The 24,452-nt window shown below is 59.6% G+C and carries 18 protein-coding genes; 10 read left to right on the top strand and 8 right to left on the bottom strand.

Annotation, left to right across the window (positions count from 1 at the left end):
- Positions 1–99 precede the first annotated feature (99 nt).
- The 7 genes from VL130_RS03605 (at position 100) to VL130_RS03635 (ending at position 8,518) form a co-directional block, all read left to right on the top strand.
- Positions 100–2,238, top strand: coding sequence for a M3 family metallopeptidase (locus VL130_RS03605; RefSeq protein WP_325361302.1), 2,139 nt, complete (start codon positions 100–102; stop codon positions 2,236–2,238).
- A gap of 219 nt (positions 2,239–2,457) precedes the next feature.
- Positions 2,458–3,939, top strand: coding sequence for a diguanylate cyclase (locus tag VL130_RS03610; protein WP_325361304.1), 1,482 nt, complete (start codon positions 2,458–2,460; stop codon positions 3,937–3,939).
- 58 nt (positions 3,940–3,997) lie between these two features.
- On the top strand, positions 3,998–4,834 hold the full coding sequence (gene dapF / locus VL130_RS03615; RefSeq protein ID WP_325361306.1) for a diaminopimelate epimerase: 837 nt from the start codon (positions 3,998–4,000) through the stop codon (positions 4,832–4,834).
- Positions 4,831–6,102, top strand: coding sequence for a tRNA (N(6)-L-threonylcarbamoyladenosine(37)-C(2))-methylthiotransferase MtaB (mtaB, locus tag VL130_RS03620; protein ID WP_325361308.1), 1,272 nt, complete (start codon positions 4,831–4,833; stop codon positions 6,100–6,102). Before dapF ends, mtaB begins: the two co-directional genes overlap by 4 nt.
- The gene (ftsY, locus tag VL130_RS03625) at positions 6,099–7,058 is read left to right on the top strand and encodes a signal recognition particle-docking protein FtsY (protein ID WP_325361310.1); all 960 of its coding nucleotides are present in this window, start codon (positions 6,099–6,101) and stop codon (positions 7,056–7,058) included. The genes mtaB and ftsY overlap by 4 nt, the downstream gene beginning before the upstream one ends.
- On the top strand, positions 7,048–7,767 hold the full coding sequence (locus VL130_RS03630) for an inner membrane-spanning protein YciB (RefSeq protein WP_325361312.1): 720 nt from the start codon (positions 7,048–7,050) through the stop codon (positions 7,765–7,767). Before ftsY ends, VL130_RS03630 begins: the two co-directional genes overlap by 11 nt.
- A 91-nt stretch (positions 7,768–7,858) precedes the next feature.
- Entirely contained in the window at positions 7,859–8,518 is a 660-nt protein-coding gene (locus VL130_RS03635) for a MarR family winged helix-turn-helix transcriptional regulator (protein WP_325361314.1), read from the top strand.
- Here the strand turns inward: VL130_RS03635 and VL130_RS03640 are convergent.
- Together VL130_RS03640 and VL130_RS03645 are read right to left on the bottom strand one after the other, a co-directional pair.
- The gene (locus VL130_RS03640) at positions 8,515–8,793 is read right to left on the bottom strand and encodes a hypothetical protein (protein WP_325361317.1); all 279 of its coding nucleotides are present in this window, start codon (positions 8,791–8,793) and stop codon (positions 8,515–8,517) included. The genes VL130_RS03635 and VL130_RS03640 overlap by 4 nt on opposite strands.
- Positions 8,794–9,290: 497 nt before the next feature.
- Complete coding sequence (locus VL130_RS03645; RefSeq protein ID WP_414636205.1) at positions 9,291–10,343, bottom strand: 1,9-bis(guanidino)-5-aza-nonane synthase; 1,053 nt, start codon at positions 10,341–10,343, stop codon at positions 9,291–9,293.
- A 499-nt stretch (positions 10,344–10,842) separates the two neighbouring features.
- On the opposite strand from VL130_RS03645, the gene VL130_RS03650 reads away from it, so the two are divergent.
- Positions 10,843–11,220, top strand: a complete 378-nt coding sequence (locus VL130_RS03650) for a helix-turn-helix domain-containing protein (protein ID WP_325361323.1) — start codon at positions 10,843–10,845, stop codon at positions 11,218–11,220.
- 100 nt (positions 11,221–11,320) lie between these two features.
- On the opposite strand, the gene ahcY is transcribed toward VL130_RS03650, so the two are convergent.
- From ahcY to VL130_RS03665, 3 genes are all read right to left on the bottom strand, one after another.
- Positions 11,321–12,724: an adenosylhomocysteinase gene (gene ahcY / locus VL130_RS03655; RefSeq protein WP_325361327.1), complete on the bottom strand. Its 1,404-nt coding sequence runs from the start codon at positions 12,722–12,724 to the stop codon at positions 11,321–11,323.
- Positions 12,725–12,830: 106 nt separating this feature from the next.
- Positions 12,831–14,396 (bottom strand): ATP-binding protein, encoded by a 1,566-nt coding sequence (locus tag VL130_RS03660; protein ID WP_325361329.1) that lies wholly within the window; start codon positions 14,394–14,396, stop codon positions 12,831–12,833.
- A gap of 6 nt (positions 14,397–14,402) precedes the next feature.
- Positions 14,403–15,113 (bottom strand): response regulator transcription factor, encoded by a 711-nt coding sequence (locus tag VL130_RS03665; protein ID WP_325361331.1) that lies wholly within the window; start codon positions 15,111–15,113, stop codon positions 14,403–14,405.
- A gap of 245 nt (positions 15,114–15,358) precedes the next feature.
- Here VL130_RS03665 and VL130_RS03670 point away from each other — a divergent pair, with 245 nt between their 5' ends.
- On the top strand, positions 15,359–17,077 hold the full coding sequence (locus tag VL130_RS03670) for a hypothetical protein (protein ID WP_325361333.1): 1,719 nt from the start codon (positions 15,359–15,361) through the stop codon (positions 17,075–17,077).
- Here VL130_RS03670 and VL130_RS03675 read toward each other — a convergent pair.
- Complete coding sequence (locus VL130_RS03675; protein ID WP_325361335.1) at positions 17,074–17,466, bottom strand: VOC family protein; 393 nt, start codon at positions 17,464–17,466, stop codon at positions 17,074–17,076. The two genes, VL130_RS03670 and VL130_RS03675, sit on opposite strands and share 4 nt — an antisense overlap.
- 110 nt (positions 17,467–17,576) lie before the next feature.
- Between VL130_RS03675 and VL130_RS03680 the strand changes: the two genes are divergently transcribed.
- Positions 17,577–19,667 carry a catalase gene (locus VL130_RS03680; RefSeq protein ID WP_325361338.1) on the top strand — a complete coding sequence of 697 codons (2,091 nt, stop codon included), beginning with the start codon at positions 17,577–17,579 and terminating at the stop codon, positions 19,665–19,667.
- On the opposite strand, the gene VL130_RS03685 is transcribed toward VL130_RS03680, so the two are convergent.
- Complete coding sequence (locus tag VL130_RS03685; RefSeq protein WP_325361340.1) at positions 19,664–21,346, bottom strand: methyl-accepting chemotaxis protein; 1,683 nt, start codon at positions 21,344–21,346, stop codon at positions 19,664–19,666. The genes VL130_RS03680 and VL130_RS03685 overlap by 4 nt on opposite strands.
- A 171-nt stretch (positions 21,347–21,517) precedes the next feature.
- Positions 21,518–24,364: a DNA polymerase I gene (polA, locus tag VL130_RS03690; RefSeq protein ID WP_325361342.1), complete on the bottom strand. Its 2,847-nt coding sequence runs from the start codon at positions 24,362–24,364 to the stop codon at positions 21,518–21,520.
- Positions 24,365–24,452 lie beyond the last annotated feature (88 nt).

Here is a 24,452-nt window from a genome sequence, read left to right on the forward strand (position 1 = left end):
TTGGCCGCGTTTGTTGCGGTCTATAGGTTCATCAGTTACGACTTTTGTCTTGTGCCGTAAACAGGCCTTTTCTGACCTGAACCCATAAAGGAGTTCACAATGCCTTCATCCCATATGAACCGCCGCACGGCCCTCAGCCTGATGGCCGGCACCAGCGCCGCCGCCTTCGTCACCACGCCCACATTCGCGCAAAGCACCGGAGGTGCCGCCATCGCTACTGCTTATCTCACCCAGCCCTGGACTGGCCCTTACGGCGGCGTGCCGCCGTTCGACAAGGTGAAGATCGTCGATTTCGAGCCGGCGACGCTCGCCGCCATGGACGCCATGCGCGCCGAAATCAAATCGATCACCATGAAGCGCTCGCCCCCGACCTTCGAGACCATCATTGAGCCGTTTGAGGTTTCGGGCGCGGAATATGATCGCGTCGGCGCTGTCTACAATGTGTGGGACAGCAATCTTTCAACCGGCGCTTTCCCCGATGTCTCCGCCAAGCTGTCGCCTATCAAGGCGGCCTTCGGCGACGAGATCATGCAGAACCCCGATCTCTTCCAGCGCATTGAGACGGTTTATAATAATCGCGAACAGTTCAAGCTTAATCCACAGCAGGATCGCCTGTTGTGGAAGAAGTACAATAATTTTGTCCGCGCCGGCGCCAAGCTTTCGCCCGAACAGAAGAAGGAAGTGGCCGATATCAATCAGCAACTGGCCACCCTGTTCAACAGCTTCGCCAACAACCTGAAACACGACGAGGCGCAAGCCACCTTCATCACCAGGGACGACCTGGCCGGCCTGCCGGAGCCTTTCATTGCTGCCCTTGCTTCCAAGGCGAAGGAACTGGGAAAGCCGGGCATGTATGCCGTGCAGAACACACGTTCGGCCATGGAGCCCTTCACCACCTATTCGACCCGCCGCGACCTGCGTGAAAAGGTGTGGACCGCCTACATCATGCGCGGCGACAATAACGACCAGTGGGACAACAAGAAGATCGGCGCCCAGATACTGAAACTGAGGGCAAAGCGCGCCAAGCTCTACGGCTACCCGACGCACGCTCACTGGCGCCTCGAAGTCGCCATGGCCAAGACGCCCGAAAATGCCATGAACCTGATGGAAGCTGTCTGGGGGCCGGCGGTCAATCGCGTCCACGAAGAAGTGGCCGACATGCAGAAAATTGCGGACAGTGAAGGCGCCAACATTACCATCGCGCCGTGGGATTACCGCTTCTATTCCGAGAAGGTGAAGAAGGCGAAATACGATCTCGATGAGTCGGAAGTGAAGCCCTATCTCCAGCTCGACAAGATGCAGGACGCCATGTTCTGGACCGCCAACAAGATGTACGGCTTCGAGTTCATCAAGATCACCGATGTGCCGGTCTTCCATCCCGATGTGACGACCTACAAGGTGATGCGCGCCGGCAAGCAGATCGGCGTCTGGTATTACGATCCCTATGCGCGCGAAGGCAAATCTTCCGGCGCCTGGGAAACCGAGTATCAGGGCCAGTCCTATATGCTCAAGCACATCTGCATTTGCTCGAACAACTGCAATTTCATCAAGGCCGAGCCGGGCAAGCCGATCCTGATTTCGTGGGATGACGCCGAAACCATGTTCCATGAGTTCGGTCATGCGCTTCATGCCCTGTCGTCCAATGCCTATTACCCGTCGCAAGGCGGCACGAATACGGCGACCGATTTCGTCGAGTTCCCGTCGCAGCTCAATGAGCACTGGCTGCCGCTGCCGGTGGTGCTGAACCAGTTCGCCATCCACTATGAAACCGGCAAGCCGATGCCGGCCGAATTGCAGGAAAAGCTGGTGAAGTCGTCGAAGTTCAATCAGGGCTTTGCCACGGTCGAATATCTCGCCTGCGCCCTGATTGACATGATGTACCACCTGGCTGGTGAGGTCGATATCGACATCGTCGCGTTTGAAAAGACTGAACTGGCCAAGCTGAACATGCCGAAGGAAATCGTCATGCGTCACCGCCCGACGCAGTTCGCGCATATCTTCGCCGATGACGGCTATTCGGCGGGTTATTACTCCTACCTGTGGTCGGATGCTCTGGTGGCCGATGCCTATGAGAAGTTTATGAAGGAGGGCGGACCTTTCAAGGGGCCGATGGCGAAGCACTATTTCGAGACTATCCTCAGCGTCGGCGACACCGTCCCGCAGGACGTGGCCTATCGCAACTTCCTCGGCCGCGATGTGAACCGTGATGCGCTGATGCGGTTGCGTGGCTTCGCTTAAGCTTATGGGGTGTGGGGTCTGCGACCCCGGAGCCTGCGGCCCCGCATCTTCTCTCCTTCCAAAGAAAAACCCGGTCCAAAAGGCCGGGTTTTTCTTTGGCATAAGGGTTAAGTTTTTGGGATCACGGACCCAAACTTCGTAAGTTTTGCGTAACCATTCCGTTTAGCGCGAAATTAAAAGCGTGATGCCATTCTGACGCGTAATCAGAAGGGGCCGCGCGTGGTCTGGAAATATTCACAATCCGTCGTCCTGGCCGCCGCGTGTGGCTATGTGGTCGCTCATCTGCTTGTTCTCAGCCTGTTTCCTGGCGCAGCAAAGGCTATATCCTATGGCTTTCTGATTCTGGCGCCCCTGCTGGCGGCGGGGGCAGTCCTGGTCTGTGCCCGTTCGAGTCAGGCCGCGCTGAACTGGTACGCCCTGGCCTTGAGCCTTTGCCTGTGGGATGTCGGTATTGTGGCGACCTGGTATATGGATGTCGTCGCGCCTGTGACGACCGATCTCTCCGGCCTGTCGATGCTGTTTTATGTGCTCTACGGCGTGCCGCTTACATTTATTGTCGCTAGTTCGAACGACGAAATCTGGCCGGCCCGCGTGATCGATGCCGTGCTGGCGCTGGCGCTGGGCGGATTGTTCTTTGCCGGCACCTTCACCTTCGCCACCATGGCCGGCGCCAATAATGCAGGCATGTTGCAACTCAGGTTGATGCTGGACGTCCAGAATCTCTTCATTTTCGTGTTCAACTTGGTGCGCTGCCAGGCCAGCACGGACCGCTTTCAGAAGGATTTTTTCCGGATCACCACTGTCTTTTCGGGCGTCTATCTGCTCGTGGCGGCCTATATCAACCATCACGAAATGAACTCGGATTACGGCGGGTCTGTCGATGTCCTGATCGATATTCCTTTCCTGATCCTGGCCGTACTGGCCTCGCGGCGCTTTGCAGGGCCGCCCGAGAGCCGCACCTCGCTGGCTTCGCCGAAAATCAGCATGATCGTGCGCGCCGCCAGCCCGATCATGCTGCCACTGACCCTGTTCGCGATTTCCTGCTTGCTCGTCTTTTACAAACCGGTGCTCGCGGTCCTGGGTTTCGTGATCGCGCTGGTGGGATATGGCGCCCGCACCGTGCTTGTCCAGTTGCGGGTACAGGCCGACAAAAGCCATCTTGAGCATCTCAGTCGGATCGATGGGCTGACCGAACTCGCCAATCGCCGTCATTTCGACGAGACATTGTCGCATGAGTTCAAACGCGCGTTGCGTTCACGCGAAAGCCTGTCGCTGCTTATGGTGGATATCGATCATTTCAAGATGTTGAACGATAGCTATGGCCACCCTGAAGGCGATCAGTATTTGCGCCGGATCAGCCGTGCGCTCAACGCCTGCGCGTCACGTTCAAGCGACCTGGTGGCGCGCTATGGCGGTGAGGAATTCGCCATCGTCATGCCCGGTACGGACGCAGAGGCCGCCGCGCATATCGCGCACAGAATGCTGAGTACCGTAGTAGGGCTTGCCCTTCCGTCACCTTCCGTCAGTGGCGTTGTGACCATCAGTATCGGCCTGGCATCGACAGAAGGGGCCTGGGCCACGGAGGGCGCGCAACTGGTCGCGGCGGCCGACGCGGCGCTCTATAAGGCCAAGCAATCTGGCCGCAATCAGGTTGTGCAGAGTGACGATACCCTGCGCGCCATGGCCGGTCATCCGGCGTGACTATATGATTTGCGAAAAGACCTGTAAGTCCGGCGGGTTTGCGACTATATAGCGCTCAATGACCCGTCCTTTTCTCAAGATGAACGGCCTCGGCAATGATTTCATTGTCATTGACGCCCGCGACACCGCCTTCACACCGGCGCCGGAGCAGATCCGCGCCTGGGGCGACCGCACGTCCGGTATCGGCTTCGATCAGCTTATCTCCATAGAAGGCTCGCCACAGGGCGATGCCTTTATGCGCGTCTGGAACAATGACGGCGGCACGGTTGAGACCTGCGGTAATGCCCTGCGCTGCGTTGCCTGGTATCTCAATCAGGACGCTTCGGACAAGACGCTGAAGATCGATACGCTCGGCGGCCTGACCAAGGCGCGTGTGCTGCGTGCCGACGCCATGACCGGCACGGCCAGCGTCGACATGGGCAAGCCGGGACTCGACTGGCAACAGATTCCGCTTGCCGAGGAAATGAACACCGAACGCCTCGAATTGCAGGTCGGGCCGATCGATGCGCCGCTCTATCACACGCCGGTCGCGGTCAGCATGGGCAATCCGCATGTCGTTTTCTTCGTGCCGGATGTCAATCGCGTCGATGTCGCCGCCACCGGTTCGCTGATTGAAAACCATCCGCTGTTCCCCGAAGGCGTCAATGTCGAATTCGCGCAGATCATCGACCGCCAGACCATCCGGATGCGCGTGTGGGAACGCGGCGCCGGCATCACATTGGCCTGCGGCACCGGAGCGTGCGCCACGCTGGTGGCCGCCGCCCGTCGAGGCCTGACCGACCGATCCGCCACCGTCATCATGGATGGTGGCCCGCTGCATATCGCCTGGGCGGAAAACGATCACGTCATCATGACCGGGCCGATAGAGGTTGAGTTCTCCGGTGAGCTGTCGTGAGTAAAGTCGATATCGTCACCTTCGGCTGCCGGCTGAATTCGTACGAGAGCGAGGTCATCCGCAAGACCGCCGCCGAGGATGGGCTCGACAACGCCATCATCTTCAACACCTGCGCGGTCACCGGCGAGGCCGTGCGTCAGGCGCGTCAGGCCATCCGTCGCGCCCGCAAAGAGAATCCGGACGCAAGGCTGATCGTCACCGGCTGCGCCGCCCAGACCGATCCCGACACCTTCGCCAATATGGCCGAGGTCGATTTCATCATCGGCAATGGTGACAAGCAAAAGGCTGGCAGTTACAAGCTGACGCCGGACAGCGCTCGCATTGTCGTCAACGACATCTTCTCGGTGCAGGAAACCGCCGGTCATCTGATTGACGGCCTGAAAGATCGCGCCCGCGCCTTTGTTGAGGTGCAAAACGGCTGCGACCATCGCTGTACCTTCTGCATCATCCCCTATGGCCGCGGCAATTCGCGGTCGGCCGCCGCCGGTGATGTCATCAGCCAGACGCAAAAGCTGGTGGCGCAGGGCTATAATGAGGTTGTGCTGACTGGCGTCGACCTGACCTCGTGGGGCGGTGATCTGCCCGGTAATCCGCAGCTTGGCCATCTGGTGACGCGCATCCTCAAACTGGTGCCCGATCTCAAACGTCTGCGTCTCAGTTCCATCGATGCCGCCGAGATCGATGATACACTGCTGCGCGCCTTCGCCGAGGAAGAGCGGCTGGCGCCCTATCTGCATCTCAGTCTTCAGCATGGCGACGATATGATCCTGAAGCGGATGAAGCGTCGGCACCTGCGCGACGATTCGATACGGCTGGTCGAGAAGGTGCGGGCCGTTCGCCCGGATATCTCGTTCGGCGCCGATATGATCGCCGGTTTCCCGACCGAAACCGAAGAGATGTTTGCCAATGCCGTGTCGCTGGTCGATGCCTGCGATCTCAGCTTCGTCCACGTCTTCCCCTATTCGCCGCGTCCGCAGACCCCGGCCGCCAAGATGCCGCAACTGGCACGCCCCGTCATCAAGGAACGTGCTGCCCGTCTGCGCGCTAAGGCCGAAGAGGCGCTGACTCGCCATCTGATCCGCCAACAAAGCCGCATGCTGTCCTGCGTGGTCGAAAAACTCGGCTTCGCCCGCGCCGCCGATTTCACGGAAGTGGTCTTTGAGGGCGAGGCACCGGTTGGCGGCATCAGCGATATCCGCATCCACGGCCATGATGGCAAACATGTGCTTGGCGCGGTCGTTAAAACTGAGCTACAGCAAGCGGTATGACTGACGATAAGAAAAAAGGCTGGTTCCAGCGCCTGACGCAGGGCCTTTCCCGCACCTCGACACAACTGACTGAATCCGTCACGCAAGTGTTCCAGCAAAAGGAAGCGCTGGACGATGCCGCGCTTGAGGAACTGGAAGACCTGCTGGTCGAAAGCGACTTAGGCCCGCAGATTGCCGCCACCATCGCCGGCAAGATGGCGCAGCAAAAATTCAATTCCGCCAAGGATTCCAATGCCGTCCGTGCGGCCCTGGCCGAAGCACTGGCGGATGAACTGGTTGACCACGAAGGCACGTTCGACCCGCTCTCCGGTCCCAAGCCCTATGTCGTGCTGTTCGTCGGCGTCAATGGCTCCGGCAAGACGACGACGCTCGGCAAGATCGCTTCTTCGCTGGTCAAGCAAGGCGCGAAAGTCCTGATCGTGGCGGGTGATACCTTCCGCGCCGCCGCCGTTGAGCAGCTTAAAGTCTGGGCCGAGCGCGCCGGCGCCGATTTCATGGGCCGCAAGACCGGCGCCGATGCGGCGGGCCTGGCCTATGACAGCTTCGTCAAGGCGAAGGCAGAAGGCTACGATGTCGTGCTGATCGATACCGCCGGCCGCCTGCAAAACAAGCAGGCCCTGATGGATGAACTTCTCAAGGTCGTACGCGTCATCAAGAAGGTTGATCCGGACGCGCCGCACGAAACCCTGCTGGTGCTCGACGCCACGGTAGGCCGCAATGCGCTTAGCCAGGAACAGATTTTCGGCCGTCAGGCGTTTGTTTCCGGGCTGGTCATGACTAAGCTCGACGGTACGGCGCGCGGCGGTATCCTGATCCCGATCGCCAAGGCCTCCGATGCCCCCATCAAACTGATTGGCGTTGGCGAGGATATCGAAGACCTGCACGCTTTCAAGGCGCGCGATTTCGCCCGGTCGATGGTTGGCCTGGAGCCGCTCGGAGATAAAAATGACGGATGAGCCGAAACTGACCGACGAAATCCGCGAAGGCGACAGGATTGTTGATCGTGCCTTGGGCGCTGCCGCTGAAAAGCTTGGCGAGGCCAATCCCGAACTGGCGCTGGAACCGGGCGAGCCGAAGCAAAACTATGTCAAGATGGCGGTCGATTACGGCCCGCTGATCGCCTTCGGCCTGACTTTTTTTATCTGCAAGATATTCAAACTGGTGCCGGCGGCCGATAGCCTGATCTGGGCCAGCGGCGTGCTGGGCGCGGCGTCGGCGCTGGCCCTGATCGGCGGTCTGCTTGCCGAGCGCCGGATCGCCTGGATTCCGTTGGTGTCCTGCCTGATTACCATTCCGATGACCATCCTTACGGTCGTTTTCCATGACGCCACCTTCGTCAAGATCAAGATGACCATCGTCGATGTGCTGATCGGCGGTATCTTGCTGGGGGCGCTGGCTTTCAAGAAGCAACCGCTCAAACTGCTGCTGGGTGAGGCACTCAAGCTCAAGGATACGGCGTGGCCGAAACTGACGGTCTATTATGCGCTATTCTACCTGGCTATGGCGGGCGTAAACGAAGTCATCTGGCGGACGCAAAGCGATGAGTTCTGGCTGACCTGGAAGCTGGTTTCGATGATCGCCGGCCCAATCCTGCTGTCGATCTGCCTGCTGCCCTTCCTGATGAAGAATATGATCACTGATCAGCCTGCGGACAAAGCCCAATAGTCACTTCCTCCGTGTTCGGATTGAATTGTCGTAAAAGCTACATATAATGATGACACTATCCCAATGGTTCATTCGGAATCGGGAGGGCGTCATGAAGAAGTCAAAGTCAGGCGAAAAGACCATGTCTAAAAACGGGCTCGATGAGTCGCCGTCGCACCTGCTGCACCGCGTTTTGCAGATCGCCCTCGATATCTACAATGCCGAAGCCGGCGAAGGTGCGCTTTCGCAAAGGCAATATGCCGTCCTGAAAGCGCTGGAAGGCACTGAAGGCCTCAGCCAGACCGACCTGGTAAAAGTCACCGGCATTGATCGCTCAACACTGGCCGATCTGGTGTCGCGGATGCTGGCCAAGGAACTGGTGGTCCGTGAACGCTCGGCCACCGATGCCCGCGCCAATCTCGTCCAGATCGCCGAAGGCGGCAAGGCGGCGCTCACCGATATGGAACCGCGCGTTCTGGCGGCTGACGAAAAGATCCTCGCCCTGCTGTCGCCGCCCAAGCGTGACAGCTTTGTCAAGCTGCTGCGCAAGCTGACCCATGCCCGCGAGGAAGGGGCCGCCGAGCCGAAGCCACGCAAGGAGAAGGGCCTTAAGGCTGAAAAGCTGCCCAAGCCGGAAAAGAAAAAGAAGCTGAAAACCAGGCTCAGCGCGCGCAAGCTGAAAAAGCTGCCCTTCCCACCGTTGTCGGAGGGCGTTTCAGACGGAACGGACGAAGAAGAACTGGTCCATTCGCCGGTCGAAAAGACGGTTTAAACCACGATATTGAGGTAGGAGCCGGGCCGGCGCAGGGGCTGGGTGGCGTCCTGTGCGGCGGGCGTCTGAATGGGCATGGGGTTTGCCCTGGCGATATCCGCCGCCGTATAGGTGGCCGGGGTGACTTTTGGCGCGGTGACCTGCTGAAAAAAAGCCTTTTGCGCCTGGAGCGCGCTCACAAAACTGCTTTCGTCCGGTTGCGGCGCGGCTTTCGCGACAGCGTGAGCCTGCGGGTTCAGCATTTGGGCGAGGGAGGGCCGGATGGGTGTGGTCATGCCGCGAACTCTACGCAGAATCAGGTATTTAAATGGTTAACGTATTTTAAGGCCGGGTTAATTTCAGTTGGATTCGCGGGACGGTAGATGCGTATGGCGTTCAGTGGTCACGACCATCGCTACCTAACGCAAAAACGATGTGTGGACCCTGATGGGGTTCAATGGTCTCTGACCATAACCCTAACGCAAAACGATGTATGAGACCCTGATGGGGCGCAATGGTCCCAAAACGCAAAACGGAGACCATTGGGGGGCAATGGTCTCCGTCGCATGCCACCGGTTTCGAGGGGGGGGTGATCCCGGTGACGAACTTGTAGCTTCAATTGTCAGCTATACTGACTTTCGACTCGTATGATGAGTTATAGCTTCAAACTCTTACTTAATACTTTATGCGAAAAATGCTAGTGCGATGCACAAGATATCTCCGCATTTTATGGGATAAACTCCCAGTCTCACGCTTTTTTGAACATATTCTTGCATGAGGCCGGATTCGCGCGTCAGGCGAACAGTTTTGCCCAGCGCGGTTTAACGCGACCCTGCCAGGCGCCGCGGTGATAGGCGTCGGAACCGATCAGCGGCACGACCGTGGTGGCTTCGGCGAAGACCATCTGTTCATAGGTAGTGTTGACCTTGCCCCATGAGGCGGCTTCTTTCAGCGTCGAGGACGAGCAGGCGCCGTCACGTACGTCAGCGACGGTGATCTGGACAGCGTATTTGTGCATCTCGGCTTCGACGCCGAGGATTTCGGCGCAGACGACCGTATCCTGAGCGAAGTTCTTCGGCACACCGCCGCCGACCATGAACAGGCCGGTGGTGCCGGCAGCGATCTTAATGTCGGTCAGTTCGCGGAAATCGGCCACGGCGTCGATCATGACGTAAGGCTGCTTGGCGGCGATGCGTTCCTTCTGGTGCTTGACCAGACCGAAACCCGCCGAGGAATCGACAAAGGCCGGGCAGAAGATCGGCACGCCTTCTTCATAGGCGGTCTGGATCAGCGAGCCGGGCTTTTTGGCATTGCCCTCGGAGAGCCACTTGCCCATTTCCCAGATGAATTCACGCGAGGAATAGGCGCGCGGCTCCAGGCGGTTGCAGATTTCCAGGATCGTGTGATCGCAGTTCTGCAACTCTTCTTCATCGATATAGGTGTCATAGATGCGGTCGATGTAGTTGTCGCGCAGCACATTGTCGTCCACCGGACCGGCGGCCTGATAATGCTTGAAGCCAAGGGCCTCGAAGAAGTCCATGTCAACAATCGAGGCGCCGGTGGCGACCACGGCGTCGATCATGCCGAACTTCACCATGTCGCGGTAGACGTGCATACATCCGCCGGCCGAGGTCGAACCGGCCAGGATCAGCCAGGGCGAGCAGGACTTGTCTTCCAGCGCCATGTTGAAGATGTCGGCGGCGCGGGCGGTATCTCGGCTTGAGAAGCTCATCTTGCGCATCGAATCGATGATCGGGCGCGCGTCGTAGGACGTGATGTCGACGTGCTCAACCGTATCGGCGAGCAGGACGGCTTTCATATTCGATTGGGGGGTATCAGCGTTCATCTCTTGCTTCCTTGTGAACAGGATAAGGTGGACGCCCGTCATTGGCCCTTGATCCCCCAGACGGTGCGATGGGGCGGGAAGCGGGCGCTATAACGCATAGCTGATCGTTTTGCAATTCTTGTGACAGCCGTTTTTGCCGTATGAGCGCCGCGAAATTAAAACTCGAAATAAGGAGCTGGTAAGAAATTGTGGCGGGTTGCGAGGCTGGCGCAAGGCTCAAACAAACCAGTGTCTTTTCTTTATTTGCTTGTATTGAATATTATCAAAGCAATCCTGTGTCAGGTATGGATAACACCTTTCGACTTATGGCTAATTTAGGAAAAACGGCATAAATAACTATCACTAAAGGCTTTGTGCTTAATGATCAGGTGGATTATGTGCAAAGAATAGACATTTTTTTGCAAGGCGGACTTCCCTATTATTGCCGGAGAGCCGCTTCCTTTTTACAGGAGGTGCTTTTGCTTTACTTCCTTGCCGATTCCATTGGGCGGTGTGCGAGATGACAGATTTCGGGCTGAAACTGAACAATGCCGCGGGGCCAATGCCGAACCATCTGCATCTGGCGCGCGATTTCATGCACCACGAGGCGCGCAATAATCCGAGCATGGGGACGGTGGCGCGGGCGGCAAATATCAGCGTCCGCACTCTGGAAACCAGTTTTCGCTTACATATGGATGTCACGCCACACGCCTACCTGCGCACCCTGCGGCTGAAAATGACGCACGAGGCCTTGAAAGATATCAATGATGTCCGGCCGATCGCCGATGTGGCCGCCGATCATGGCTTCCCGCACGCCGGTCGCTTCGCGCAATACTACACTCAGTTGTTTGGTGAAACGCCGTCACAGACTCGCCGCAAGGAATCGAGCGCCGGCTGACCAGGGAGCAACTGTGTTTAGCGCCGCTTTTCACGTCCCATTGGCGGCGATAAGCTCAAGCCTAACGGCCTGACTTAACGACGCTAAACACAGTTGCATATTAGTAGCGGTAGTGATCCGGCTTGAACGGCCCATCCACCGGGACGCCGATATAATCGGCCTGTTCCGGATTGAGCACGGTCAGCTTGGCGCCGAGCTTGGCCAGGTGCAAAAGCGCGACCTTTTCATCAAGGTGCTTCGGCAGGGTATAGACCGACTTTTCATACTTGGCCGCATTGGTCCACAGTTCGATCTGGGCCAGGGTCTGGTTGGTGAATGAAGCCGACATGACGAAGGACGGGTGGCCGGTGGCGTTGCCGAGGTTGACCAGACGGCCTTCCGACAGCAGGATGATCTTCTTGCCGTCGGGGAATTCGACGTGGTGAACCTGCGGCTTGATTTCGTCCCACTTGAAGTTCTTCAGGGCGGCGACCTGAATTTCCGAGTCGAAGTGACCGATGTTGCAGACGATGGCATTGTGCTTCATCTCGCGCATGTGTTCGAGGCGCAGCACGTCCTTGTTGCCGGTACAGGTAACGAAGATGTCGGCGGCAGAAGCGACCTCTTCCATGGTGCGGACCTCATAGCCTTCCATGGCGGCCTGAAGGGCGCAGATCGGGTCGATTTCGGTGACGATGACGCGGGCGCCGCCGTTGCGCAAGCTTGCGGCAGACCCCTTGCCGACATCGCCATAGCCCAGCACGACGGCGACCTTGCCGGCCAGCATCACATCGGTGGCGCGGCGGATGGCGTCGACCAGCGATTCACGGCAGCCGTAAAGGTTGTCGAACTTCGACTTGGTGACCGAGTCGTTGACGTTGATGGCCGGGAAGGGCAGTTCGCCCTTTTGCGCCATGGCGTAAAGACGGTGAACGCCGGTGGTGGTTTCTTCCGAAACGCCGGTGATCGCCTTGGCGATGGCCGAATAGAAACCGGGCTTTTCCTTGATGTAGCGCTTCATCACCTTGTAGAGCGCTTCTTCTTCCTCGTTCTGCGGATTGGCCAGCAGCGACAGGTCTTTTTCAGCTTTCGGCCCAAGCACGCACAGCAGGGTGGCGTCGCCGCCGTCATCGAGGATCAGGTTGGGGTAACCGCCGTCATGCCATTCAAAGATCTTGTGGGCATAGTCCCAGTATTCTTCCAGGGTCTCGCCCTTGATGGCGAAAACCGGCGTGCCGGTGGCGGCGATGGCGGCGGCGGCGTGATCCTGGGTCGAGAAGATATTGCACGAGGCCCAGCGCACTTCGGCGCCGAGGGCTTGCAGGGTTTCGATCAGCACGGCGGTCTGGATCGTCATGTGCAGCGAGCCGGCGATGCGGGCGCCCTTGAGGGTCTGCGTCGGGCCGAATTCGGCGCGCGTGGCCATCAGGCCCGGCATTTCGCCTTCGGCGATGTCGATTTCCTTGCGGCCAAAGGCGGCGAGCGAGATGTCTTTGACTATAAAATCTTGGTCTTTGGCGGCCATGTTGGGATTCCGTTTTGTAAGATATGAAGCGGCTTATAACGGCCTGCCGACGGATTGGCAATAAAGATATAAAGATATCTTTATATGGACGGCCTCAATTGCCGGTTCAGTGCGCGCTCGGCAGCAGGATGCAGAACTTCGCGCCGACAATTTGTCCCTTGTCATCCTTGCGATTTTCGACCCAGATCTTGCCGTTGTGCGCCTCGATGATCTGGCGCGAGATCGACAAGCCGAGGCCGGAATTCTTGCCGAAGCTCGTGCCCTTGGGGCGTGAGGTATAGAAGCGCTGGAAGATGGTTTCCAGATTGTCTTCCGGAATGCCGGGGCCATCGTCCTCAAAAACAATGCTTATCGGCCGGGCCGGATCGCTGGTGCCGTGCGCCAGCGTGACGCGCACTTCGCCGCCTTCCGGGGAGAAGGAGCGGGCGTTATCGATGATATTGCGGAAAACCTGACCAAGCGGACCCTCGCGGCCGCTCACACGGGCAGCGGCCGGCGACAGGGTGCGCGTAAGGCTGACCGCCACCTGGCCGGCGATATGGCTCTGCTGGTAGAGCGAGATAATATCTTCCAGCAGGGTGCCGACCTCGACCTTTTTCGGCGTGTCGCGCGACAGCTCGGCATCGAGGCGCGAGGCGTTGGAAATGTCGGTGATCAGGCGGTCGGCGCGGCGCACATCCTGGTTGATCACCGCCATCAGACGCTCTTTAGCCTCGTCACTCTTGACCAGCGGCAGGGTTTCCAGCGCCGAGCGGATGGAGGTCAGCGGATTCTTGATCTCGTGCGACACATCGGCGGCGAAGCGGTCGATCTCCTCCATGCGCCGCCACAGGGTATCGGTCATCGATTCCAGTGAGCGGGCCAGTGTGCCGATCTCGTCCTTGCGGCTTTCCAGATCGGGCAGGGAAATGGCACGGGTGCGCGCCAGCCGGACGTTATCGGCGGCGGCGGAGAGGCGATGGATCGGCCGGCTGACCAGCCAGTTGAGCAGCAGCGACGACAGCATGGTGACGCCGAACGCGACGAGGATAAACGGCAGCATGGCCCAACGCTGCGCCGCCACGATCTTGTCGACATCACCGCGCTCGATGGTGAGGACGCCGAGCACTTCTTTCACGTGACGCAGGGGCACCGATACCGACACCACCTTGATGCCGCGTTCATTGTGGCGAACCACGGCGGTGGGCGGCGAGCCGGACAGGGCCATCATGACCTCACCGCGCAGTTGCTGTTCGGCGATGGCGCGGCGGGCCTGACGCTTGGCAGATTTATCTTCCGGCGGTGGGTCCTTGGGGCTGCGCGCCGGCGGCAGGCGCGACACGTCGATCATGTCGGACACCGCATAGGAATCGGAGATCAGGTTGCCTTGCTCGTCAAACAGCCGCGCGCGCTGGCCCGACGGAATGAACCTGGCCAGCACCACAGCAGCATTTTCCGCTTCGAGATGCGGTTCCGGCACGCCCTCGGTAGCGACCTCGGCGATGACCTCGCCCATCAACTGGGCCTGCGAGAGCAGGGAATCGCTCTGCGCATTGATCAGGCCGCCGCGGAAATCGCTCAGCACCAGAGCGCCGATGACGATGATGATCAGCCCCAGCACATTCAGCCCGAAGATCAGCCGTCCCAACCGGGACTGACCGAAAGGGAGCCGTTTTAGCCAAGGCTTACTCATTCGTCTTTAAATCTCTCTATAGCGATAACCGACGCCGTAGAGGGTTTCGATCGAATCGAACGTCGGATCAACGACGCGGAACTTCTTGCGCATCCGCTTGACGTGGCTGTCGATGGTGCGGTCATCGACATAGACCTGATCGTCATAGGCGGCGTCCATCAGGTTGTCGCGACTCTTGACGAAGCCGGGGCGCTGAGCGAGCGCATGGAGCAGCAGAAATTCTGTGACCGTCAGGCGGACCGGCTTGCCGTCCCAGGTGCATTCGTGGCGGGCGGCGTCCATCACCAGCTTGCCGCGCTTGAGCGACTTGGCGTTCAGCGCCTCGGTGACTTCCGGGGCCTCGCCCTGTTCGACGATGCCGGCGCGGCGCAGCACGGCCTTGACGCGCTCCAGCAACAGGCGCTGCGAGAACGGTTTGTGCATGTAGTCGTCGGCGCCGAGATTGAAGCCCAGCACCTCGTCGATCTCGTCGTCCTTCGAGGTCAGGATGATGACCGGCAGGTTCGAGGTGTTGCGCAGGCGACGCAGCACTTCCATGCCGTCCATGCGCGGCATCTTGACGTCGAGGATGGCGAGGTCGGGCGGGTCTTTTTCAAGCGCGGCCAGACCGGCGGCGCCGTCATAATAGGCCTCGACGGTGTGACCGCCGCTTTCGAGCGCGAGAGACACGCTGGTGACAATGTTCTCGTCGTCGTCCACCAAAGTAATCTTGGCCATGTGATCTCCGATTGAAAAACTATTCTCTTAAATAAACGCATATCGCCAAAGTTCAATTGAACTTTGCCGTGTAAAACCCCCATCGGTGGTTTGTTATCTGCACTAAACGCATGGCTGCGGTCTTTTCAGGGCGGCAACACGGCGTTTTTATGCCTTGGGCCGCTCAATTCGGGCCTAAATCATAATTTAACGTCATGTGTGTAATAAATCCATGCAGATCAAGCACTAACGATTTCAGGCACACCATGAGTCACCATCAGGTGCATTACGAGTTATTCACCCGTCGCACGCCGCAAGCGTCATGGGTGCTGGAGATGGCCGGAGAATCGCGGGAAAGCGTTACACTGACTGCCGAGGAGCTGTTGAAAAGCGGTCGGTCGGCGGTGCGCGTCACCAAGGAAACGCTCGATCCGGAAACCGGTGAATACCGCAGCCTGACCCTTCTCGACAAAGGCGTCTCCGCGCCGCAAAAGAAAGTCAAGCTGCCGCCCGCCACCGATACGGTCTGCATCAGTCCGCAGGATCTATACAGCGTCCATTCGCGCGAAAAGATTTCGCGGCTGCTCGAAGACTGGCTCAAACTGCAAGGCGTGACCACCTTCGAACTGCTGCACAGGCCCGATCTGGCGGAAAGGCTGGAGGCCTCCGGCAGCGAACTGCTGCATGTGGTGCAAAAGCTTTCCGTGCCCGAAAGCCACGAGACCGGCCAGGACCTGCATGAACTGATGCGCCGCTGGACCGGCCTGATCGACCGCGCCTGCACGCGCCTGATCCAGGATGGACGAAAGGCGCTTTTCCCGGTGATGACGCCGGAAAACTGCCTCAGCCTGATCGACAGGCTACATGAGCATCCGGAACGCGCCTATATCTTCGGCGGCGCGCTGGCGGCAGTGCTAAAAGGTCAGCGGCGCTCTTCGACCAAGCTCGAAATCCTGCTGAGCTACGCCAAGCTCATCACGGCCTATCTTGAGGCCCACGCCGACCACGAATGGGCGCTGCAGGTGGTCGAAATACCGGTGACCGAAATCTTCGGCCTGCGCGCCAGCCTCAATGAAATTCTCGGCCAGAACGCCGATCTCGGCGACGCAATGACGGTCATGACGCGTATGGCGGCCGGGCGCGAGGTGGCGGTGATCGCCCGCAGCGACGCCCGCGTGGCGCGGCTGATGCCGCCGCTCGCCGGTGTGCTCGGCGGCTATCACGATCTGATCCGCGACGGCCATTTGTCGCAACTCAGTTTTCATATTTCAAAGCGCCTGGTGGAGGAACTCAAGAGTCCGCGCCGGCTCAAGCCCAGCGATCCTGAAGCCGAGATCGAGACCCTGCGCGTGCTGGCCCTGTGCATGACCGCTGCCGGGCGCGATGAGGCCCAGCGCGACGACATCAAGGACGCCTTTGTCGAACGGTCGAAAAGATTGGTCTCGGCGGAATTCGTCACCAGCCTGCTGGAAACCGCCGAAACGCCGGTCGAGGAAGCCGATCGTTTGATCTGGCTATGTGAAAACATGGTCGGCGCCGCCAATAAGCGCCAGGCGGCGCGCTGGCTGTCGCAGATCGTCGGCACGGCCAAGTTCGAGCGGCATATGCGTGAGAACAGTCAATCGGCGGCGCAGCGTTTGCTGGCCCTGGCGCAGATGCAGGGCCGGGTCGCGGCGGCGGCGCTGGTCGATCAGGATGGCCGGGAGGTCAGCCAGAAACTGGGTGAGATCGGCAATCTGATTGCTACCGATGTCAAGCTGCTGGCCCATATCCTGCGTGGCGGCGCGTCGGCGATGCAGAAGTTTTCGATGCTGCTGAGCTTCGCCGCAGGCCAATCGGCGCCATTCGGTCCGCTGAGCGATCAGGCCAGGGCAGAGGCGATGAAGATGCTGCGTGACCCGGATATCCGGTCGGGGCTTTCCTCGCAGCCGCAGGTGCTCGCCACGCTCAAACCGATGATGCAGGCAGCGGGACTAGCCGCCTAATATCGAAAATTCAGTTCCAGCAGCACGTTATTGGGATCGACGACGAATAGCTGCGTCAGATTGATTTCCGGCAGTTCGGCGCGCTCATAGCGCAGGCCTTTCGTCTCAAGCCGCGTCACCATGTCATCAAGGCTGTCGCACTCGAAAGCGATATGGTGGATGGCACCGGTCGTGCCGCCGGGAATGACCTCGCGCACATAGGTGTTGTCCGTGCCGAAGAGATTAAGGTGGATAACGGCGCGCTCGCCGGCATAGAGCCACTGACGCTCAGCGGGTTTGCGGCGCGGCGCGGTCTTCGCCACCAGACCCAGCAGGTCTTCGTAAAAGCGGATGGTCTCAGCCATGTCGCGGGTCTGGATATTGATATGGTCGAGGGTTTTGACGGTCATGGCCACCATTACGCGTCGTCCCTTATCTTCTGTCAATAAATCCTGACTGATTATTTACGCGCCAAGGTCGCACCTGTCGTCAGATTAACCGATCACAGGGAGATATGATCATGGATGACAAGGCCGGATTCGATACGACACAAGGTAATGGTGGCGAGACCCATCAGCAGGTGCATCATGACGGGTCTACCCGCGAGGTACACCTGACGACCAATCAGGGCATCCGCATATCCGACAACCAGAACAGTTTGAAGTCCGGTGCGCGCGGCCCGACGCTTCTGGAAGATTTTGTCCTGCGCGAAAAGATTTTTCATTTCGACCATGAGCGTATCCCCGAACGCATTGTCCATGCCCGCGGTTCCGGCGCGCACGGTTATTTCGAACTGACCGACTCCCTGGCCGATATCACCAAGGCCGATCTGTTCCAGCGCGTCGGCGAAAAGACGCCGCTGTTCACGCGCTTTTCCACAGTGGCTGGCGGCGCCGGATCGGTCGATACGCCGCGCGACGTGCGCGGCTTCGCGGTCAAGTTTTATACAAAGGAAGGCAACTGGGATCTGGTGGGCAACAATATCCCCGTCTTCTTCATCCAGGACGCCATCAAGTTCCCCGATCTGGTTCATGCGGTGAAGATGGAGGCCGACAAGGCCTATCCGCAGGCGGGCAGCGCGCATGACACCTTCTGGGACTTCGCTTCGCTGATGCCGGAAACCACCCATATGCTGATGTGGGCCATGTCCGACCGCGCCATCCCGCGTAGCTTGCGCATGATGGAAGGCTTCGGCGTTCACACCTTCGTCATGGTCAATGCCGAGGGCAAGGAAAGCTTCGTCAAGTTTCACTGGCGGCCGAAGCTTGGCGTGCAATCGACGGTGTGGGATGAGGCGCTGAAGCTACAGGCGGCGGATAATGATTATCACCGCCGCGATCTTTATGAAGCCATCGACACCGGTAATTTTCCGGAATGGGAGTTGGGTCTTCAGGTGTTCGATCAGGCCTTTGCCGATTCACAGCCCTATGATGTGCTCGATTCGACCAAACTGATCCCCGAAGAAGTCCTGCCCTTGCGTATCGTCGGGCGGATGGTGCTCGACCGCAATCCGGATAACTTCTTCGCCGAAACCGAACAGGTCGCTTTCTGTCCGGCCAATATCGTGCCCGGCATCGATTTCTCCAACGATCCCCTGCTGCAAGGCCGGCTGTTCTCCTATCTCGATACGCAGAAGTCGCGGCTCGGCACGGCCAACTTCCACCAGATCCCGGTCAATGCGCCGAAATGCCCGATGCACAATTTCCAGCGCGACGGCCTGATGCAGACGCAGGTGCCGAAGGGCCGCGCCAATTACGAGCCGAATTCCCTAGCCGATAATGGCGAGATCGGCGGGCCGCGCGAATGTCCGGCGACCGGTTTCACCAGTTTTGAGGGACGTGCCGAACAGGATGAGCAGGGGCCGAAACTGCGTATCCGCGCTGAACTGTTCGCCGATCACTATTCCCAGGCGGGGCTGTTCTGGCAGTCGCAGACTGACAATGAACGCGCCCATATCGCTTCGAGCTTCGTGTTCGAATTGTCGAAGGTAGGGGTCGCGCCGGTCCAGACGCGCATGGTCGCCAATCTGCGCAATGTCGATGAAGACCTGGCCAAACGGGTCGCCGCGGGCCTCGCCATCGACCTGCCAAAGGCCAGTCAGGCGGCGCGCAAACCGATCGATATGGCCCCGTCACCGGCCCTCAGCATTCAGAAGAAGATGCTGGAAACGCTGAATGGCCGTCAGGTCGGCATCCTGATCGCTGATGGCAGCGACGCGGCGGAACTGACCGCGCTGATCGAGGCGATTACGGTTGAGGGCGGTAAGGCCGTAGTGGTGGCGCCCAAGATCGGCGCGGTGAAACTGGCGGATGGGTCGGTGGTCAAGGCCGACGGCCAACTGGCCGGATCGCCGTCGCAGATATTTGACGCCGTGGCTGTGCTGCTCTCCGAAAAAGGGACGCAAATGCTGCTGAAGGAATCGGCGGCGGTCGAGTTTGTGATGAACGCCTTTGGCCACCTGAAGGCCATCGGCCATACGCCGGAAGCCAAGCCCTTGCTCGATAAGGCGGGCGTGGTCCCCGATGCCGGTATCGTCAGCATCGAAGACCTGCCGAAGGCTGGCGCGAAGCGTTATTTCGACCGCGAGCCGAATGTGCGTATGCTGGCTTAAGCGGCTCTGACGTGCGCCAGGAAGCTGTTGATCTGCGTGCGCAGGTTGGCCGCCTGCTGGGCTAGTTCGCCGGAAGCAGAAAGCACCTGAGCGGCGCCGGCGCCGGTTTCCTCGGCCATGCGGGCCACGCCGGTGATGTTCGAGGTCACCTCCTGCGTACCTATCGACGCCTGATTGACCGCCTGTACGATCTCATTGGTGGCCGAGCCTTGCTGCTCGACGGCAGCGGCGATGGTGGAGGACGAGTCGTTGATATCGCGGATCGTGCCGGTGATATTTTCGATGGCTTCAACGGCGCGTTTCGTGGTCGACTGGATGCTGGCGATGTGCTGGCTGATCTCGGCGGTGGCGCGGCTGGTCTGGCCGGCGAGGGCCTTCACTTCCGAGGCGACGACGGCGAACCCGCGACCCGCCTCACCGGCGCGGGCCGATTCGATGGTGGCATTGAGCGCCAGCAGGTTGGTCTGCGAAGCGATGCCGGTAATCATATCGACAATGCCGTTAATGCGGTCGGCGGCTTGGGACAGTTCGAAAACAATCGCGGCGGTGGCGTCGGCTTCACGCACGGCCTCACGCGCCTTTTGCGAGGAGTGCTCGACCTGACGGCCGATTTCCGAAACCGAGGCGCCCAGTTCTTCGGCCGAACCGGCGACCGAGGTGACATTGGTGCCGGCTTCTTCGGCGGCGGCGGAAACCGAGGTGGCCTGGGCGGCGGACTCTTGCGCCGATGAGGTCAGTTGCGAGGCCGTGGCCTGCATTTCTGTGGCGGCGGAGGACACCATCTCGACGATGCCGCCGACGGCGTTCTCAAACTGATCGGCCAGGTCATACATGGTCTTCTTGCGCTCGGCTTCGGCTTCGGTGCGCAGGCGTTCCTTGTCGGCTTCGGCGGTATTGTGGGCGTGCAGGGCGGCCAGCAGGAATTCGCCGGCGGTGGACATCTGCTTCAGTTCGCCAACCTCGTCCTTGCACGGCACGACGACCGAGGTATCGCTGTTGCACAAGCGGGTAAAGGCGGCCGCTAGTTCTGCCAGCGGCTTCGAAATGCCCATGATCATCAGCCAGCCGATGACGACGCAGAAAGCGGCGGTGACGCTGAGCGCGATCATGATGAGAGTGATGGCGGCCTTGCCTTGCGCCACGCCGGCCATGGCAGCCTTGTTGCCTTGATCGAGCTGGAAAGCGCGGTCGGCGCGGATGGCCTTGCGCACGGCATTGGCGTTGTCCTGCATATCGCCCTTATAGCGCGCCACCGATCCGACCATGTCACCGGCATCGACCTCGGCGATCAGGGGGGCATTATCAGCGACATAGGTAGCCATGGCGGTCTTGATCGCTTCGGCCATCTGGCGCTCTTCGCCCTCCGTCGTCAGTGGCTCGTAGGCTTTCAGATCGGCGGCAATGCGGGTCTCGGAATCGACCAGCTTGTCCTTCATTTCAGCGCGACCCTCGACAGGGACGAGGATGAGCTGGCCCTGGCGGGCGCGCATTTGCTCGAAATCCTGCGACAGATCGCCCAACACATTGGCGGCCGGCAGCCAGTTGGTGGCGACGTCCTTTGCCGAGGTATTGACCGCATTCAGGCGCTGGATCGCGAAGACGCCCAATGCGACAGCGGCGCAGAGCACAAGCGCGAAACCAAGAATAACCTTGGCGCGGATGGTGAGTTTTTTCAGCATGACGAACGCAAATCCCCTGGACCGACACAAATACACGTCGCATCCAACAGCCTGCGTTATGCTGTACTGGATCGGTTTTGGCCCTGAAAACGCAGCCCACATCGACACTGAAGGTGGTCATACGTCCGACATGGTAAAAAACGGATTAAGGATATTGGCCGCGCGAAAATATTAATGCGCCTCGTCCCAGTTGAGGGCGGCGTGGGCCTCGACGACCAGCGGCACGCTCATTTCCAGCGCCGGCAGGGTGGCGTCGGACATGATGCGCTTGATCAGCGGGATCACGGCCTCGACCTCGGCATCCGGCGCCTCGAAGATCAGTTCATCGTGGACCTGTAACAGCATCTTTGTGGTGAAACCGGCATCGGCGAGCGCCTGCGGCATCCGCATCATGGCGCGGCGGATGACATCGGCCGCGGTGCCCTGGATCGGCGCATTGATGGCGGCGCGCTCCGCGAAGGACTTGATCGCGCCCTTGCCGTTGATTTCGGGGATATGGATCTTGCGGCCCATGAGGGTGGTGACAAAACCGTTGGCGCTCACGAAGGCTTTTGTTGAGTCCATATAGGCCTTGATGCCGGGGAAGCGGTCGAAATAGGTCTCGATATAGCGGCCGGCCTCTCCGCGTTCGATGCCGAGCTGATTGGCCAGGCCGAAGGCGGAAATGCCGTAGATGATGCCGAAATTGATCGCCTTGGCGCGCCGGCGGATTTCGGAGGTCATCTCTTCCATAGGCGTCGAGAACATTTCCGAGGCGGTCATGGCGTGGATATCGTCGCCACGGGCGAAGGCGGCCTTGAGCTGCGGAATGTCGCCGATGTGGGCGAGGATACGCAGTTCGATCTGGCTATAGTCGGCGCTGATCAGCTTGTGGCCCGGTCTGGCGATAAACGCCTGGCGGATCTTGCGGCCTTCGCTGGTGCGGATCGGGATATTTTGCAGGTTGGGTTCGTTGGAACTGAGGCGCCCGGTCGGGGTGGCGGCGAGATGGAAGCTGGTGTGGATGCGCTGGGTGTTCTTGTCGGCATAGCCGGTGAGGGCGTCAGTATAGGTGCCTTTCAGCTTGGCCATCTGGCGGTAATCGAGCAGCATCTTGGCGAGCGGCTGACCGCTTTCAGCCAGTTCTTCCAGCACCTTGACGTCAGTGGCCCATTGGCCGGAGGCCGTGCGCTTGCCGCCGGGGAGCTGCATTTCATCGTAGAAGATCTGGCCGAGCTGCTGCGGGCTGTTCATGTTGAACGGCCGGCCGACAAGCGCCTGCGCTTCCTGTTCGATGGCGTTCATACGCGTGCCGAAATCATGCGACAGGCTTTGCAATATGGCCGGATCGATGCGGATGCCGGCCAGTTCCATCTCGGAAAGGGTAGCGGGCATCCCGCGCTCCAGGGTCTCATAAACGGTCAACAGGCTTTGCTGGGCCAGGCGCGGTTTGAGGATGTGCCACAGGCGCAGGGTGACATCGGCGTCCTCGGCGGCGTATTCGGTGGCTTCTTTCAGGGCCACATATTTGAACGACTTGGCTGACTTGCCGGAGCCGGCCACCTGCTTGAAGGTGATCGGCGTGTGGCCGAGGTGCAATTCGGAAAGTTCGTCCATGCCGTGGCCGTGCAGCCCGCCTTCGAGCACATAGGAGATCAGCATGGTGTCGTCATAGGGCGCGACATCGATGCCGTGACGGTGCAGGACCGACAGGTCGTACTTGATGTTTTGCCCGACCTTCAGGATGTTCGGATCTTCAAACAGGGGCTTGAGCGCGGCGATAGCCGTCTGGAAATCGATCTGCTGGAGGCCGCCACCGTCGCCAAAATCAAAACCCTCATTGCTGGTGTGGGCCAGCGGAATATAGCAGGCCTGATTGACGCCGACGGCCAGCGAAATGCCGACCAGTCCGGAATGGGAGGCGGAAAGATCGTCGGTTTCCGTATCGATGGCGATGACCTGAGCCTCATAGGCGCAGGCGATCCACTTTTCGAGCGCTTCCTGGGTCTGGACACATTCGTAAGTTTCGCGGTGAACCGGCTGGATAGCGGCCTCGGCCGGGCCTTTCTTTGGCGCGCCGTAAAGCGGGCGCAGAATCGGTGCGGTCGGCAGCTTGTCGAGCGCTGAAGAGCCTTGCAGCAGGCTCAAGGCATTGCCGCCGACGCGCTTGGCCAGTGAATTGAACTCCATCAATCCCAGGAAGGTCAGCAAGACGTCCTGTTCCGGCTCCTTCAGGATAAAGCTGTCGATATCGACCGGCGTGGGCGAGTCACAGCGCAGCGTCACAAGCTCGCGCGACAGCAGGATCTGATCCCTGAAGTCGATCAGGGTCTGGCGGCGCTTCTCCTGTTTGATCTCACCGGCGCGCGCCAGCACGGCGTCGAGATTGCCGTATTCGAGCAGCAGTTGCGCGGCGGTTTTGACGCCGATGCCGGGGGCGCCCGGCACATTATCGGCCGAATCCCCGATCAGGGCCTGGGCATCGACCACCAGTTCGGGCGGTACGCCGAACTTCTCGATCACCCCTTCGCGGCCAACGAGCGTGCCTTTTACCGGGTCCATCAGGCTGACATCGTCATCGACAAGCTGCATCAGATCCTTGTCCGACGAGATGATGGTGACCTTGAAGCCGTCTTTTTTCGCCAGGTGGGTATAGGTGCAGATCAGGTCGTCAGCCTCGAAATTGGCCATTTCGACCGCCGGCACACCGAAGGCGCGGGTGGCGTCGCGGATCAGGGGGAACTGCGGGATCAGGTCTTCCGGCGCCGGCGGACGGTGGGCCTTGTACTGATCGTAAAGCTCATTGCGGAAGGTCTTCGAGCCGGCGTCGAAAATGACCGCCAGGTGCGAGGGCGCGTCATCGCCGCGGTTTTCCTTGATCAGCTTGAACAGCATATTGCAGAAGCCAGCCACAGCGCCGACCGGCAGTCCGTCCGACTTGCGCGTCAGGGGGGGCAGGCCGTGATAGGCGCGGAAAATATAGCCGGAGCCGTCGATCAGGACGAGGCGTTTTTGCTTTTCGGGGACGGCTTCAGACATAGGTGCTCTGTTCGGCTGGGAATCGGCGTTGGCCTTTCATAAGGCCATATGATCCCTATACCAAATCAAAGCTGCTGACCAAATCAAG

Origin of the sequence: Asticcacaulis sp., assembly GCF_035497195.1 — a bacterium.
Lineage (GTDB): Bacteria > Pseudomonadota > Alphaproteobacteria > Caulobacterales > Caulobacteraceae > Asticcacaulis.

Excerpts from the sequence above, each read along its gene's own strand:
- VL130_RS03605 (WP_325361302.1), top strand. The coding sequence starts at position 100 with ATGCCTTCATCCCATATGAACCGCCGCACGGCCCTCAGCCTGATGGCC.
- dapF (WP_325361306.1), top strand. The coding sequence starts at position 3,998 with ATGACCCGTCCTTTTCTCAAGATGAACGGCCTCGGCAATGATTTCATT.
- ftsY (WP_325361310.1), top strand. The coding sequence starts at position 6,099 with ATGACTGACGATAAGAAAAAAGGCTGGTTCCAGCGCCTGACGCAGGGC.
- VL130_RS03630 (WP_325361312.1), top strand. The coding sequence starts at position 7,048 with ATGACGGATGAGCCGAAACTGACCGACGAAATCCGCGAAGGCGACAGG.
- VL130_RS03635 (WP_325361314.1), top strand. The coding sequence starts at position 7,859 with ATGAAGAAGTCAAAGTCAGGCGAAAAGACCATGTCTAAAAACGGGCTC.
- VL130_RS03640 (WP_325361317.1), bottom strand. The coding sequence starts at position 8,793 with ATGACCACACCCATCCGGCCCTCCCTCGCCCAAATGCTGAACCCGCAG.
- VL130_RS03645 (WP_414636205.1), bottom strand. The coding sequence starts at position 10,343 with ATGAACGCTGATACCCCCCAATCGAATATGAAAGCCGTCCTGCTCGCC.
- VL130_RS03650 (WP_325361323.1), top strand. The coding sequence starts at position 10,843 with ATGACAGATTTCGGGCTGAAACTGAACAATGCCGCGGGGCCAATGCCG.
- ahcY (WP_325361327.1), bottom strand. The coding sequence starts at position 12,724 with ATGGCCGCCAAAGACCAAGATTTTATAGTCAAAGACATCTCGCTCGCC.
- VL130_RS03660 (WP_325361329.1), bottom strand. The coding sequence starts at position 14,396 with ATGAGTAAGCCTTGGCTAAAACGGCTCCCTTTCGGTCAGTCCCGGTTG.
- VL130_RS03665 (WP_325361331.1), bottom strand. The coding sequence starts at position 15,113 with ATGGCCAAGATTACTTTGGTGGACGACGACGAGAACATTGTCACCAGC.
- VL130_RS03670 (WP_325361333.1), top strand. The coding sequence starts at position 15,359 with ATGAGTCACCATCAGGTGCATTACGAGTTATTCACCCGTCGCACGCCG.
- VL130_RS03675 (WP_325361335.1), bottom strand. The coding sequence starts at position 17,466 with ATGACCGTCAAAACCCTCGACCATATCAATATCCAGACCCGCGACATG.
- VL130_RS03680 (WP_325361338.1), top strand. The coding sequence starts at position 17,577 with ATGGATGACAAGGCCGGATTCGATACGACACAAGGTAATGGTGGCGAG.
- VL130_RS03685 (WP_325361340.1), bottom strand. The coding sequence starts at position 21,346 with ATGCTGAAAAAACTCACCATCCGCGCCAAGGTTATTCTTGGTTTCGCG.
- polA (WP_325361342.1), bottom strand. The coding sequence starts at position 24,364 with ATGTCTGAAGCCGTCCCCGAAAAGCAAAAACGCCTCGTCCTGATCGAC.